General features: G+C 68.3%; 13 protein-coding genes. 8 read left to right on the top strand and 5 right to left on the bottom strand.

Going from position 1 to position 13,962, the window contains the following annotated elements:
• Positions 1-58: 58 nt before the first annotated feature.
• From ABT061_RS24510 to ABT061_RS24495, 4 genes are all read right to left on the bottom strand, one after another.
• Positions 59-1,342 carry a S8 family peptidase gene (locus ABT061_RS24510; protein ID WP_350921865.1) on the bottom strand — a complete coding sequence of 428 codons (1,284 nt, stop codon included), beginning with the start codon at positions 1,340-1,342 and terminating at the stop codon, positions 59-61.
• On the bottom strand, positions 1,336-2,070 hold the full coding sequence (locus ABT061_RS24505; protein ID WP_350921863.1) for a hypothetical protein: 735 nt from the start codon (positions 2,068-2,070) through the stop codon (positions 1,336-1,338). Before ABT061_RS24505 ends, ABT061_RS24510 begins: the two co-directional genes overlap by 7 nt.
• A 175-nt stretch (positions 2,071-2,245) precedes the next feature.
• The gene (gene moeZ / locus ABT061_RS24500; RefSeq protein WP_350921861.1) at positions 2,246-3,427 is read right to left on the bottom strand and encodes an adenylyltransferase/sulfurtransferase MoeZ; all 1,182 of its coding nucleotides are present in this window, start codon (positions 3,425-3,427) and stop codon (positions 2,246-2,248) included.
• An 80-nt stretch (positions 3,428-3,507) separates the two neighbouring features.
• On the bottom strand, positions 3,508-4,419 hold the full coding sequence (locus tag ABT061_RS24495) for an alpha/beta fold hydrolase (protein WP_350921859.1): 912 nt from the start codon (positions 4,417-4,419) through the stop codon (positions 3,508-3,510).
• Positions 4,420-4,821: 402 nt separating this feature from the next.
• On the opposite strand from ABT061_RS24495, the gene ABT061_RS24490 reads away from it, so the two are divergent.
• From ABT061_RS24490 to ABT061_RS24465, 6 genes are all read left to right on the top strand, one after another.
• Positions 4,822-5,142 carry a hypothetical protein gene (locus ABT061_RS24490; RefSeq protein ID WP_350921857.1) on the top strand — a complete coding sequence of 107 codons (321 nt, stop codon included), beginning with the start codon at positions 4,822-4,824 and terminating at the stop codon, positions 5,140-5,142.
• Positions 5,143-5,888: 746 nt separating this feature from the next.
• A complete protein-coding gene (locus ABT061_RS24485) occupies positions 5,889-6,209 on the top strand; it encodes a hypothetical protein (protein WP_350921855.1) in 321 nt (106 codons plus the stop codon).
• Positions 6,210-6,943: 734 nt separating this feature from the next.
• A complete protein-coding gene (locus ABT061_RS24480; protein WP_350921852.1) occupies positions 6,944-7,318 on the top strand; it encodes a hypothetical protein in 375 nt (124 codons plus the stop codon).
• Positions 7,319-7,922: 604 nt separating this feature from the next.
• Positions 7,923-8,225 (top strand): hypothetical protein, encoded by a 303-nt coding sequence (locus tag ABT061_RS24475; RefSeq protein WP_350921850.1) that lies wholly within the window; start codon positions 7,923-7,925, stop codon positions 8,223-8,225.
• A 60-nt stretch (positions 8,226-8,285) separates the two neighbouring features.
• On the top strand, positions 8,286-8,915 hold the full coding sequence (locus tag ABT061_RS24470; protein WP_030910552.1) for a TetR/AcrR family transcriptional regulator: 630 nt from the start codon (positions 8,286-8,288) through the stop codon (positions 8,913-8,915).
• A 109-nt stretch (positions 8,916-9,024) separates the two neighbouring features.
• Positions 9,025-9,255 carry a DUF3107 domain-containing protein gene (locus ABT061_RS24465; protein WP_350921847.1) on the top strand — a complete coding sequence of 77 codons (231 nt, stop codon included), beginning with the start codon at positions 9,025-9,027 and terminating at the stop codon, positions 9,253-9,255.
• A 577-nt stretch (positions 9,256-9,832) separates the two neighbouring features.
• On the opposite strand, the gene ABT061_RS24460 is transcribed toward ABT061_RS24465, so the two are convergent.
• Positions 9,833-10,471 carry a ferritin-like fold-containing protein gene (locus ABT061_RS24460; RefSeq protein ID WP_350921845.1) on the bottom strand — a complete coding sequence of 213 codons (639 nt, stop codon included), beginning with the start codon at positions 10,469-10,471 and terminating at the stop codon, positions 9,833-9,835.
• 369 nt (positions 10,472-10,840) lie between these two features.
• Here ABT061_RS24460 and ABT061_RS24455 point away from each other — a divergent pair, with 369 nt between their 5' ends.
• Positions 10,841-12,676, top strand: a complete 1,836-nt coding sequence (locus ABT061_RS24455) for a DEAD/DEAH box helicase (protein ID WP_350921843.1) — start codon at positions 10,841-10,843, stop codon at positions 12,674-12,676.
• Positions 12,677-13,039: 363 nt separating this feature from the next.
• Positions 13,040-13,912, top strand: coding sequence for an alpha/beta fold hydrolase (locus ABT061_RS24450; protein WP_350921840.1), 873 nt, complete (start codon positions 13,040-13,042; stop codon positions 13,910-13,912).
• Positions 13,913-13,962: the final 50 nt, after the last annotated feature.

Raw genomic sequence — 13,962 nt, 5'->3', positions numbered from 1 at the left:
CGACCTTGGTGCCGACCTCGGCCCGGCTCCGGCCGCGACCCGGGTCCGGGCCCGGTGCTCACGGCCAGGGCGCGGTGACCGCGTCGGGCGTGGGTTCCTGGTAGGTCGTCGACGAGCGCGCACGGCCGACGAACACGGCGATCGTGACCAGGCAGGCGATCGCACCGAGCCCGGCGGCCACGGCCACCCCGCCGTACAGGTTGATCCTGTCCCGGTCACGGTGGACGACCCGCACCGGCTCGACCGCCAGGCCCAGCGGGCGGGCGGGGTCGTGACCGCCGGCCCCCTCCGCGGTGAGGGTGTGCCGGGAGATCCTGGCGGCCGCGGCGAGTGCCCGGGTGGCGTTGACGACGCCGAAGCCCATGCCGGTGTCGTAGCCGCCGGTGGGCCGCCGGGTGGCTCCCGCAGTGATCGCCTGGACAACCAGCACGGGCGACATTTCTGGATATTTCGCCTTAATGAGGGCGGCGACACCCGATACCAGGGCGGTCGCCTGCGAGGTGCCGCGGCCTACCCAGTACTCGTCGCCGGGGCCTGCCCCGAGGATGTCCACCCCCGGCGCGGCCACCAGGACCGAGGGGTTCCGGTTGGAGAACGAGGCACGGCGCAGCCCCCGGTCCGTCGCGGCGACCGAGACCACTCCCGGGAAGGCCGCCGGGTAGGAGTAGGGGGCGTTGCCGCTGGCGTCGGTCTCCTCGGCGCCGTCGTTGCCCGCCGCCGCGACGAGCACGACCCCCTTGGAGATCGCGTAGCGGATCGCCGACCGCTCCTCCCTGGTCGCCAGTTCCTTGGAGATCGACATGTTGATCACGTCGGCACCGTGGTCCACCGCGTACCGGATGCCCCTGGCCACCACGTTCTCGTAACGCTCGGCGGTGTTGAACTCCCGGAACCCGGGCTCCTCGTCCTCCAGGATGACCCGCACCGACAGCACCTTCGCGCGGGGCGCGACACCGATCACCCCGTCCGCCCCGCCTGGCCCGTGACCGTGCCCGGCGATCAGCGACGCCATGTACGTGCCGTGCAGCCGGAGGGGCTGCACACCCCGCGGGTTGGCCCCGGCGGTGAAGTCCTTGCCCTCGATCACCGACCCGACCAGGTCGCGGTGGCCGCTGTCCACCCCCGAGTCGAGCACGGCCACGACCACGTCCTCCCCCTCGGACACCCGCCACGCGGCGGGCAGGTCGAGGGTCCGCAGCACCTCTTGCTGGCTGTCCCTGACGTCGTCGGCCCGCGCGGCCGGGGCCAGTCCCGCCGTCCCCGTCAGCACCACCAGTGCCAGCAGCGTCGTCGCCGCGAGCGCCCCGCGGGCGGCGGACAGACGCCTCGGCACGGTCAGCATCGCCACTCCGCGGAGGCACAGTCGGGACGGGCGGGCCTGGTCAGGTCGGCGAGGATCCGGTCGGCGATGTCGCCGGTGAACGCGAACAGGGTGGGCCGCTGCTCGCCGACCGCGCTGGCGGGCCGGCCGTCGGTCTGGCCGACCGTGGCCATCACCACGTAGGGACCCGCCTGCCGGACGAGGCCGGCCTGGCGCCCCGCGGAGACGAACCGGTCGGTGACGGTGCCGGGGAAGGCCAGCGCCCTCAGGCCCGGCGAGGGCCGGTCGCCCCTGGGTAGCGCCGCCTTGGCCCTGGTGGCGCCGATCTCGTCGGTGAAGGCCGCGACCCCGATGGTGACGACGATCCCCTGGAGCGCGTCGATGTAGGTGGCGCGCAGGATGCCCAGGCAGCCGGCCTCCCGGAGCGCCTTGCGCAGCTTGGCGTCGACCGCGTCGTCACAGCGGGTCTCCGGCGAGATGCCCACCCTGCGGGCCCTCTCCTCGCCCCCCTGCTCCGCGGCGTAACGGACCGTCTTGGGGAAGACCCGCCCGGCGGGCCACGCCTGCCAGCGCCGGGCCACCTCGTCGAGTGCCGCCCGATCGAGCTCCGCCTGGGTCGGCCCCCGGGTGAGCTCCGTTCCGGCGGCGCTGGTCGCCACCCCGGCCACGACCGCGCAGAACAGCGTCAGCGCCGATGCCACGACCAGCGCCGGCCATGAATGCCGTCGCTGACGTGGGACTTCGTTCACGCTCTCGACCTTAATGCGGTGAGGCGGGTGCCATCCGCCGTTCCGTCCATATCCGTCGGAGCGGAAAGCACATGTGGCGGCGGGGCGAGTGCCTCCCGAACGGCAGGGGAACGGCGAGCGCCCCGTGGGGCGCGTGCTCCACGGGGCGCGGGCGGTGAAAGCCCCACCGGGCCGGTCAGTAGGTCGGCAGGCTCGGGTCGATGGTCTTGATCCAGCTGAGCACGCCGCCGCCCACGTGGACGGCGTCGGAGAAGCCCGCGCTCTTGATGACCGCCAGGACCTCGGCGGAACGGGCACCGGACTTGCAGTGCAGGACGATCTTCTTGTCCTGCGGGAGCCCCGCCAGCGCGGATCCGTTGAGGAACTCGCCCTTGGGGATGAGCACCGCGCCGGGGATGGACACGATCTCGTACTCGTTCGGCTCGCGGACGTCGATCAGGTAGATGTTCTCGTCCGCGTCCTGCATGGACTTGAGATCGGCCGCGGTGATCGTGGAGCCGGAGACGGCCTCCTGGGCCTCCTCGGAGACCGCGCCACAGAACGCCTCGTAGTCCTCCAGGAGCTGGGTGACCGTCGGGTTCTTGCCGCAGAGCACGCACTCGGGGTCCTTACGGACCTTGACCGAGCGGTAGTTCATCTCCAGGGCGTCGTAGATCATCAGACGGCCGACCAGCGGCTCACCGATGCCCGTGAGGAGCTTGATGGCCTCGTTGACCTGGATGGAGCCGATCGACGCGCACAGCACGCCGAGCACGCCGCCCTCGGCGCACGAGGGGACCATGCCGGGCGGCGGGGGCTCGGGGTAGAGGCAGCGGTAGCAGGGGCCGTGCTCGGCCCAGAAGACGCTGGCCTGGCCGTCGAAGCGGTAGATGGAGCCCCAGACGTACGGCTTGCCGAGGAGGACCGCCGCGTCGTTGACCATGTAACGGGTGGCGAAGTTGTCCGTGCCGTCCACGATCAGGTCGTAGCCGGCGAAGATCTCCATCACGTTGTCCGTGGTGAGCACTTCGTTGTGGATGACCACGTTGACCAGGGAGTTGATCTCCCTGACGCTGTCCGCGGCACTCTCGGCCTTGGGGCGGCCCACGTCGGACTGGCCGTGGATGACCTGCCGCTGCAGGTTGGACTCGTCGACCACGTCGAAGTCGATGACGCCGAGCGTGCCCACTCCGGCGGCGGCGAGATAGAGCAGCCCCGGGGAACCCAGGCCACCCGCGCCCACACAGAGCACCTTCGCGTTCTTCAGGCGCTTCTGCCCGGCCATGCCCACGTCCGGGATGATCAGGTGGCGCGAGTAGCGGCGCACCTCATCGACGGTCAACTCGGCTGCCGGCTCTACCAGCGGTGGCAACGACACAGTTCTGCTCCCGTTTCAGGGGGTCTTGACGATACGGCTAGCGCAGCACGCTCCACTCACAACCTAACCTGGTGCCCTGGTCATTCCCCAACCGGAGTGAGGACCGTCTCACCTATCAGGATCCTGGCCTCGCGGGCCACCCTGTCGGGGAACTCCATCTGGGCCACATGCCCGGCGTCGGGCAGCAGCACCAGTTTCACCTGCGGGAACGTCCGGCCCGCACGGGCCGCCATCCGGGGGTTGACGAGCCGGTCGTGGCGACCGTGCACGACCAGCGTGGGCGCGGTCACCTGGGCCGCCTGCCGCCACAGGTTCGCCTCCCCGCGCCGGAAGTACTCGGCGACGATGCCGCGCGCCGAGTTGATCAGTGCCGCCCCCGCGTACGGGAGGCCGTCCCGGCGGCGCACCTCCTCGATCGCCTCCTTGAGCCGCTCCGGGTGAATCCTCCCCACATCGGCGTAGCACATGGCGAGCGTGGCACCGAGCCTGCGCTCGGCGGGCAGCAGGCTCAGCCGGCTCGCCGCCCACTCGCCGAGCCTGGGCACGGCGGACAGCGCCACCCGCACGGGGCCGTACCTGGGCAGCAGGTCGGGCAGGGCCGGTGAGATCAGGGTGAGCGAGCGGACCAGGTCGGGACGGGTGGCGGCGAGCCGCACGGAGACGGCTCCGCCCAGGGAGTTGCCGAACAGGTGGACGGGGGTCCGCGAGACCCGCTCTATCAGGGCGGTGACGGTCCGTACGTGGGCGTCGACGGAGTAGTCGCCGCCGGGCGGCTCGGGCGAGTATCCGGCGCCCGGCAGGTCGACGGCATGACCGGTCACCACGTCGGAGAGCTCACCCATCAGGTCTGTCCAGTTGGTCGCGGAGCCCGCGAGGCCGTGTACGTAGACGGCGGTCTCCGCGGGGCCTGGCGGGGTCGATCGCACGTGGATCCGGTGGTCGCCGAGGTCGACCATCTCGCCCTGCCAGTTGGGGATCGGTTTGTGTACCACGCGTCTCCTCCTGTCGTCCGGCCGCTCTTCCACGATAGTTCGCCTCTCGCTACGACAGACGACAGCCCCCGGATGCCACAAAAGGCACATAAGCCCATTTTAGCTGGATATCTTTTTATTACACACTTTATCGCCATTAGCTAGATGCCCCCTCCGGCCCCCTCTCCTGAAGAACAAAAGCGACATTAAAGACATTTAATCTTAAATTAGCCGGTAACCATCCAAGATCGACCACAAATAGATAAGGAGAGTGCAAAAGGATTTGATCTCTGTTTATCGGCAGACATGCGAGGAAATCATGACAACCAGGGATGGCTCATCACTCGCCATCTCCGGTAATTCCCGGATGATTCGGTAAGTGCCGAAAATCGGGGCAACCGATCCTTTCAAGGGGGAAACGCAATGCCCAAGTACAAGGGTGTCCTCGCAGGGCTCGCGATCAGCACGGCGCTGACCGGCGGAGTCGTCGGCATGGGCGCAGCGACCACCGTCACCAGCGCCAGCGCGATGACCACCACGATCACCGGCGCCGCCTTCCCGACCTGGGGCGGCGGCTGCGGCCGCGGCTGCGGTTGCGGCCGCTCGCACTTCCGCCGCACCCACCACCGCTTCAGGCTGACCCTCAACAACCGCAGCAACAACGACAACCGCCTGGACAACTTCAGCCGCAACGACCGCCTCGTGCCCGTTCTCGTCGAGCGCGAGGACAGGGAAAGGGAGTAGCAGGCCTCCCGATCACCGGAGTCGCACCCCACGATCGGGGCGCGGCACGTTCGGAACATGAGGTCACTCACGGCCGAATCCGCGATTTGAAGCGGCTTCGGAACCGTAACGGAGCGACAGGGCACCGTATTCGCCACGATCACCGCTTCTCACCAAGAAGCAGCGACCGGACCTCGAATACCGGAACTTGAGGAGAAATCCCCAAGCCCTGACTCTCGACAAAGTGCGAGTTCTCATTTCTCACGAATCACAGCGGGGCCCCGCGGTTTTCGAACCGCGGGGCCCTCGCCCATGCGCCCCACCTCCGGCACATCACCTTCCCCGCCCCGCGCCCACCTCCCCCCACCTCGACACCGACGCACCAGAGCGGCTCCCGCGGCGTCCACCCGCGTTCACCGGATCCGACAGCAGAGCGTCCCAGAGACGACCTCGGAACCACCCGGAAAGCCGGCGAGGGCTCCCCACCGCACTCCGCCTCCCCCCTCGACAACACCCGGCATCCTTCCACCCCCCAAAGCACAAATGCGACATTAAGAACATTTCACTTGAAATCAATCAATAAGAGTTCAACATCAACCATAAAGAGATAAGAAGAGGGCAAAAGCCTTCGATCTCCGTTTGTCAGAAGACATACCAGGAAACCATGACAACCAGGGATGACTCATCATTGATCATCTCCAGCTTTTCCGATTTATCCGGGAAATGCAGAAAATCGGGGCAACCGATCCTTTCAAGGGGGAAACGCAATGCCCAAGTACAAGGGTGTCCTCGCAGGGCTCGCGATCAGCACGGCGCTGACCGGCGGAGTCGTCGGCATGGGCGCAGCGACCACCGTCACCAGCGCCAGCGCGGCGACCACCACGATCACCGCCGCCGCCTTCCCGACCTGCGGCGGCGGCTGCAGGCGCGGCTGCGGCTGCTGCGGCGGCCGTTCGCACTTCCGCCACAGCCACAGGCGTTTCAGGCTGATCATTAACAACCACAACAACAACGACAACCGCCTGGACAACTTCAACCGCAACGACCGCCTCGTGCCCGTTCTCGCCCAGCGCGACGACAGGGAGTAGCAGGCCTCTCGATCACCGGAGTCGCACCCCCGATCGGGGCGCGGCACGGCCAGAGGCCGAAACCACGCGGCCGGACCCGCGATTTGAAGCGGCTTCGGAACCGTAACGGAGCGACAGGGCACCGTATTCGCCACGATCACCGCTTCTCACCAAGAAGCAGCGACCGGACCTCGAATACCGGAACTTGAGGAGAAATCCCCAAGCCCTGACTCTCGACAAAGTGCGAGTTCTCATTTCTCACGAATCACAGCGGGGCCCCGCGGTTTTCGAACCGCGGGGCCCTCGCCCATGTGCACGTCACCTTCCCCGCCTCCGTCGCGCATTTCCCCCTTTCCCCACCTCGACGCCGGCGCACGAGAGCGGCTCCCGCGGCGTCCCCCCGCGTTCACCGGATTCGACGGCAGAACACCCCGGAGACCACCTCGGCCCGGAGCCGGCGAGGATTCCCCCACCGCACCCCGCCTCCCCCCTCGACAACACCCGGCATCCTTCCACCCCCCAAAGCACAAATACGACATTAAGAACATTTCATTTGAAATCAATCAATAAGAGTTCAACATCGATGATAAATAGCTAAGGGGAGAGCAAAAGCCTTCGATCTCCGTTTATCAGCAGACATGCAAGGAAACTATGACAACCAGGGATGGCTCATCACTGGCTATCTCCGGTAATTCCCGGATGATTCGGTAAGTGCCGAAAATCGGGGCAACCGATCCTTTCAAGGGGGAAACGCAATGCCCAAGTACAAGGGTGTCCTCGCAGGGCTCGCGATCAGCACGGCGCTGACCGGCGGAGTCGTCGGCATGGGCGCAGCGACCACCGTCACCAGCGCCAGCGCGATGACCACCACGATCACCGGCGCCGCCTTCCCGACCTGGGGCGGCGGCGGCTGCGGTGGCGGCTGCAACCGCCGTTTCAGCCGTCACCGCTTCAGGCTGATCATCAACAACCACAACAACAACCGCAACCACCTCAGGAACGACAACCGCCAGGAGCGCTTCGAGCCCATTCGCGAGGAGCGCCGCCGTGAGCGCCGCGACGAAGAGGGCGGCAACAACGGGGGCAACAACGGCGGCAACAACGGCCTTGGCGCCCCCCCGGTCTCCTAGTCACCTGACCAGGGTCGCGCACCCCGATCGGGGCGCGGCACGACCAGAGGCCGAAACCACGCGGCCGGACCCGCGATTGTGAGCGGCTCCGGAACCGTAACGGAGAGACAGGACACCGTATTCGCCACGATCACCGCTTCTCACCGAGAAGCAGCGACCGGACCTCGAATACGGGGACTTGAGGAGAAATCCCCGAGCCTCTGACTCTCAATACAGTGCGAGTTCTCATTTCTCACGAATTGCAGGCGGGGGTCTGCGGTTTTCGAACCGCGGGCCCCCGCTGTTGATGTCCGGCCCGCACCGCTCTCCCCCTCTTTCTCGGATGTCAACCGAGCGGTACCCGCCTCGCCTCGGCCACCTCGACGCCGACGCGGCCCGCCGGATCCAACACCTCCAGCCACATTTAGCACACATGTTCTAAAATATCGCCGGACGGCCGTAAAGCACCACCAATGCGGCAGGTACCGCCATGGGCAATCCGATGCCGCGTCTTTCTCAGCGCGCGGCATCCGAGGTCGTACGCTGGGCGATGTCCGACGTTTGCAGGAACCGGGTCAGGACAGGAAACGTGCCGAAGTCCGGATGACGACAGGGGATGTCAGACATGAACGCGCGCGGCGACAGAGAGCATGGGAAAACGATCGACGATCTGTCCGAGGAGATCTCGATCGAGACACCTGAGGCCGACGCCGCCGAGCAGCGCCGGTCGGCACGCGAGGGCGGCTCCGGCTCGTCCGCCGACCTCGCCGCGGAGGCGGAGGTCGACCCCGCGGACGCCGCCGAGCAGAATCGGACCGCGCGCGAGGAGAACGAGGAGTGGCCCGATACCGTTCCCATGGAGGCCGATCCCGCCGACACCTTCGAGCAGCGACGCACGATCGAGCTCGATGAGGACGATTATCGCTGACCCCTGTTACCCGCGCGTAGGATGGCCCCAGACGCCAGGAGTTTCACCCGAGGAGACCACGTGACCGCTACCCCGGACGCCAAGCCCCGGGGCACCCGGCTGCCCCGGACAGCCCGCCGCCGCCAGCTGCTCAGCGCGGCGCAGGAGGTCTTCGTGGAGAACGGCTACCACGCGGCCGCGATGGACGAGATCGCCGAGCGGGCCGGGGTCAGCAAGCCGGTCCTCTACCAGCACTTCCCAGGCAAGCAGGATCTCTATCTGGCCCTGCTCGACCTGCATGTGGACGACCTGATCACCCGCTGCCGCGACGCCCTCGCCTCCACCACGGACAACAAGCAGCGTGTCCAGGCCGCGATCGGCGCGTTCTTCGACTTCGTCTCCAGCCAGGGTGAGGCCTTCCGACTGGTGTTCGAGTCGGACCTGCGCAACGCCGCCCCGGTCCGCCAGCGCATGGAGCGCAACCTCCGGGAGAGCGCCGAGATGATCAGCCAGGTCATCCAGGAGGACACCGGCTGCTCCAGCGACGAGGCACGCCTGCTGGGTGTCGGGCTGGTCGGCATGGCCGAGGTCAGCGCGCGTTACTGGATCAGCAGCAACGGCTCCATCCCCAAGGACGCGGCCACCCAGCTCATCGCGCGTCTGTCGTGGCGCGGCATCTCCGGTTTCCCCCGTACCGTCGCCGATCACTGAGAACGTCCCGTGGCCACGGGACTTCTGTTCGCTTGGCGCGATCAACCGGCGCGTCGGACCTTCGATGGGGTGACCATGGGACGAGCAACCCTCATCGAAAGGGAGCAGGATGGAAATCAAGATCGGCGTACGTTCCGTGCACCGTGAACTCGTAGTGGAGACCGACCTCACGGCCGACCAGGTCGAAAGCGAGATCAGCGCCGCCCTCGCGTCCAGCGCCGGTGTCTTCACCCTTACCGACGTCAGTGGCCGGAAGGTCATCGTCCCGATCGCATCACTCGGCTTCATCGAGATCGGCGGGGAGGCGCTGCGTCCCGTCGGCTTCGGCGGCACGCTCTGACGGATTCCGAGGCTCGCGCCAGATCGTCGTCCCCCGCCGGCACGGCGCGGTCCGCGGATCTGGCGTGAGCACCGGCGTCGGGTGACCCATCCCTTACGGAGAGTGCGAGAGCGCCGGACAGCCCGGCTCAGAACCGCTCGTTCCCCCATGTGCCCGAGCACTCGTCCCGCTCGCCGAAACCGCAGCAGCGCGGACGTCTGACCCGGCGGAGATGCTCCCGGCCCCGGCCGACGGCCGGACACCCCGCGCCTCCTCTGCGTAACACGGGACGCGAGGTCCAGCGGTTCGGCCCACATCTCGTCAAGGAACTGCCATAGCGGCGCGAGGCCCTCATGTCTCGCACGCTACCGCTGTTCGGCGCCCCACGCGCCTTGATCCGCGGGACCGGTTCCCCTGCTCCGCCCCCGGCGAACAGAGCCTGGGCCGATCCAGCGGCCGGTCCGGGGGCGGAGGACACGCCCTCGGACGGCCATCCGGCCCCGTAGCGGGAGCCGGGATCCGGAAAACCGACCGCACAGCCGGTGACACGCCCCGGACGGCCATCCGGTCCCCATACCGGAGACTCGGAGCCGGCGGTTCACAACCCCAGGGCGGCCATCCGGTTGCCGTGCTTCTCGGTCAGCCGGGCGAACATCCGGCCGATGTCCTCCCCCGCCGCGTCCACCAGCAGCGCCGCGAGCTCCGGTCTGGCCGCGGCCACGTGCTGTCCCTGGCTCAGTGCCTCCCCGACCAGCCGCCTGGCCCACAGCGCCAGCCGCCCCGCCTGCTTGGGGTCCTTCTGGAGCGCCGCACCGACCCTCTCGACGGCGAACTGCGACCGTCCCTCGTCGGCGAGAACCTCCTCGACGAGGTTCCGCGTCCGGTCGTCCACACCGATGGCCGCCTCGCGGTAGAAGTCGAGTGCGATCCCCGTGCCCACATACGCCTTCACCAGAGCCTCCAGCCAGTCTCCCGGGGTCGTCTGGGCATGCCAGTCGTCCAGTGGCCCCACGAAGGGCGCCATCGCCTCCTCGGGATCCACCCCGAGGTCGGCCAGCCGGTCGCGGAGCAGCTCGAAGTGCGCGTACTCGGCCGCCGCGAGGCCGCCAAGAGCCGCCCGGTCGGTCAGCGAGGGGGCATACCGCGTGGCGTCCTCGGCGAGCCTGAGGAACGCCGTCAGCTCGGCGTAGGCGAGAACACCGAGCAGGTCGGAGACACCGGGAGGGGAATCGCTCATGGAGGCAGCCTACGATCTGATCGACCTCGCGATTCACCGGGAATACGAAGAAATCGGTTCTCCGTTGTGGTATCGAGTACACTGCTCTGTGAAAGTGCGACCGCACCGTGTTAATCCGGGATATCCACTCTCGGACGCCCCCAAAAGTCGGCGTGACGCCGCAGCGGTCGCTGATGACATGAGAAGGCTGGACCTTCCGCGAGGACCCGGCACGGGGAACACGTTTTCTGCCCGTGGTCCCGGCAGTCCTGCCTTCAACGGAGATTTAGGCAGGCCAAGCTGACGACGTTCCGAGACCTCGGAGTCACCCCAGAGATCGCCGATGCCCTTGAGACCGAGGGCATCATCGCGCCGTTCCCGATCCAGGAAATGGCACTCCCCCTGGCCCTCAACGGCCAGGACATCATCGGCCAGGCGCGCACCGGCACCGGCAAGACCTACGCCTTCGGCGTGGCGATGCTGCAGCGTGTCGGCAAGCCGAGGAAGAACCGCAAGAAGCCCCGCGGGCTGGTCGTGGTACCGACCCGCGAGCTCGCCGTTCAGGTCACCGAGGACCTCGTGACGGCGGCCGGCAAGCTCGGCTCGCGGATCCTCACCGTGTACGGCGGGCGCGCCTACGAACCCCAGATCGAGGCGCTCAAGCAGGGCGTCGACGTCATCGTCGGCACCCCGGGCCGCCTGCTCGACCTGGTCAAGCAGAAGCACCTCGACCTGAGCCAGATCGGGACGCTCGTCCTCGACGAGGCCGACCGGATGCTCGACCTGGGCTTCCTGCCCGACATCGAGCGCATCATCAAGCTCATCCCGGCGGAGCGGCAGACGATGCTGTTCTCCGCGACCCTGCCGGGCGAGATCGTCGCCCTGTCCAGGCGTTACCTCACCCGCCCCACCCACGTGCGGGCCGAGAACAACGACGCCGAGGCCGAGGCGACCCCGCAGACGACCCAGTTCGTCTGGCGCACGCACCGGATGGACAAGATCGAGATCGTCGGCCGCCTGCTGCAGTGCGAGGGCCGCGGGCTCACAATGATCTTCTGTGAGACCAAGCGCGCCTGCGACATGGTCGTCGAGCAGCTCAAGGAGCGCGGCTTCGCCGCCGCGGCCGTCCACGGCGACCTCGGCCAGGGCCAGCGCGAGCAGGCCCTGCGCGCCTTCCGCAACGGCAAGATCGACGTGCTGGTCGCGACGGACGTCGCGGCGCGCGGCATCGACGTCGACGACGTCACCCACGTCGTCAACTACGACTGCCCGCAGGACGAGAAGGCGTACGTACACCGGATCGGTCGCACCGGCCGGGCCGGCAAGACGGGCGTCGCGGTGACCTTCGTCGAGTGGGAGGACCTCACTCGCTGGAAGGTCATCAACAACGCGCTCTCGCTCCCCTTCCCCGAGCCGGTCGAGACCTATTCGACCTCCCCGCACGTCTTCAGCGATCTGGGCATCCCCGAGGGCACCAAGGGCGTGCTGCCGCGCGCCAACCGGTCCCGGGCGGGCCTGGCCGCCGAGGAGGTCGAGGATCTCGGCGAGACCGGGCGAATCCGCTCCCGCTCTCCCCGCAAGGGGCGTGAGGACGATCGTGAGGAGCGTCGTGAGCGTCCGGCACGCACGTCCCGCGAGCGCCGTCGCACTCGCGGCGGCCGTACCAGTGAGGAGATCTCCGCGCCGGTCACGGCCGAGGAGATCCAGCCCGCTGAGTCCCCTGTCGTCGAGATCGCTGAGGTGGAGACGGACGTGGCACCCCGCAAGGACAGCCGTGACGACCAGTACGCCGCCGAGGCCGCGCCCCGCCGGGGCCGTGCCCGCAGGGCCGGGCTGAACCCCGAGGTGAGCCTCGTCGGGGAGTCCGGGGCTTCGGCTCATCCCGATTCCGCGACGGACGAGCCGGTCCGCAGGCAGCGCCGTGCCAGGCGCGAGCAGGTGGCCGAGACCCCCGCGTGGAACGAGGAGCCGGTGGCGGAGTTCACCGCAGGCGTGGAGGACGACGTGGCCGAACACTGGGACGACGAGCCCGCGGCGGAGGTCTCCAGGCCCCGGCCGCAGCCCGAGAAGATCATTCCGCCGAGCCCGTTCGCGGTGATCTTCAAGTCTCCGGACCTGGCGTCGGACGACGACGAGATCGCCCCCTCGGCGGCCTCCGAGCGCGTGCAGAGCCGCCGCCGTCCGCAGATGCGCGGCCAGCAACGAGGAGTTCGTCGCCCGAACTAGCGGTGCAGGCATTGAAAAGGGGGTGCGACCATAACGGTGGCGCCCCTTTTCGCGCTCCCGGACGCACGGAGCGCTTTCACCGGACTGCCAGGGCGGATGCTCCGTCCGCCGGCGCGGCGAGGAGGCACCTCTCGGTTCTCTCGTCGCGCGGGTGCGGCTCGATAGGGTTGGGATGTTCCGCGACAGCCAAGCGAATCTTGTTTCTCCGAACGCGGCAGGACGTGCCGTGTCCGCGCGGGGAGGCTTCGGGATCGTCCGGGCCGGTGAACCGCGAACCGGCAGACCCGACCCGCAGGTCGGGTGCTGGAATCCCCGGCTTTCGAGCCGGGGGAGGACGTCAAAAGAGAGGTATCGTGGGGCTACGTGAGTACGCCGCGTTTTCTGACCATGCCTCCTGGCGTCCGTTCTCGCCAGATCGAGACGGCGGTGGGCACCTTCGCCGCCCTGGAGGCCCTGCCCGTCAGCGGCATTCCTGAGCGCTGGCCGGCCCTGCTGGTCCCCGGTCTGACGGGGAGCAAGGAAGACTTCATCGCGGTGCTGCAGACGCTCGCCCAGTCGGGCCGCCAGGTCATCGCGATCGACATGCGAGGCCAGTTCGAGTCGAACGGCCCCGACGACAGAAGCGCCTACACCTGCGCCGCGCTCGGCAACGACGTCGACGTCCTGGCCCAGGTGATCGGCCACGGAGGTCCGATCCACCTGGTCGGCCACTCCTTCGGCGGCCTGGTCACCCGGGAGGCGGTCATCGACGGCCGTACCCGGTTCGGGTCCTACACGCTCATGAGCTCCGGACCCGCCGCGATCGTCGGGCCCCGCGAGCACGCGGGCCGCATCATGATCTCGGAACTGCCCGACCTCGGGCTGGAGCACCTGTGGCACAACCGGATGGAGCCCGAGGCCCTGTCCGCCGGGGTCTCCGACGAGATCATCGCCTTCCTGCGCAAGCGACTGTTCGCCAACTCGCCCACCGGCATGTACACGATGACCGAGGAGGTGCTCTCCGCGCCTGACCGGTGCGACGAACTCACCCAGGTCGACGTCGCCACCCTGGTCCTGTACGGCGAGCACGACGACGGCTGGCCGCCGCACATGCAGTCGGAGATGGCCCGCCGGCTGGACGCCGACTGCGTGGTGGTCCCCGGCGCGGCCCACTCCCCCGCGGTGGAGGCCCCGGAGACCACGGCCGCCGCGCTCATCCGTTTCTGGAACGCCGCGGAGGGCCGGCCAAGAAGCTGACCTGGGGTTTCCCGCTAACGCGCCCCCTGTTGGACGCGTCGTCGAATGCC

Origin of the sequence: Streptosporangium sp. NPDC002544 (assembly GCF_040295965.1) — a bacterium.
Taxonomy (GTDB): domain Bacteria; phylum Actinomycetota; class Actinomycetes; order Streptosporangiales; family Streptosporangiaceae; genus Streptosporangium.
The sequence above is the reverse complement of the archived record's forward strand: the minus strand, read 5'-3'. Positions and strand labels throughout refer to the sequence as shown.

What these genes read in the sequence shown, in the direction of transcription:
- ABT061_RS24460 (WP_350921845.1), bottom strand. Translation starts at nt 10,471, where the DNA reads ATGAGCGATTCCCCTCCCGGTGTCTCCGACCTGCTCGGTGTTCTCGCC.
- ABT061_RS24475 (WP_350921850.1), top strand. Translation starts at nt 7,923, where the DNA reads ATGAACGCGCGCGGCGACAGAGAGCATGGGAAAACGATCGACGATCTG.
- ABT061_RS24480 (WP_350921852.1), top strand. Translation starts at nt 6,944, where the DNA reads ATGCCCAAGTACAAGGGTGTCCTCGCAGGGCTCGCGATCAGCACGGCG.
- ABT061_RS24465 (WP_350921847.1), top strand. Translation starts at nt 9,025, where the DNA reads ATGGAAATCAAGATCGGCGTACGTTCCGTGCACCGTGAACTCGTAGTG.
- ABT061_RS24485 (WP_350921855.1), top strand. Translation starts at nt 5,889, where the DNA reads ATGCCCAAGTACAAGGGTGTCCTCGCAGGGCTCGCGATCAGCACGGCG.
- ABT061_RS24510 (WP_350921865.1), bottom strand. Translation starts at nt 1,342, where the DNA reads ATGCTGACCGTGCCGAGGCGTCTGTCCGCCGCCCGCGGGGCGCTCGCG.
- ABT061_RS24455 (WP_350921843.1), top strand. Translation starts at nt 10,841, where the DNA reads ATGGCACTCCCCCTGGCCCTCAACGGCCAGGACATCATCGGCCAGGCG.
- ABT061_RS24490 (WP_350921857.1), top strand. Translation starts at nt 4,822, where the DNA reads ATGCCCAAGTACAAGGGTGTCCTCGCAGGGCTCGCGATCAGCACGGCG.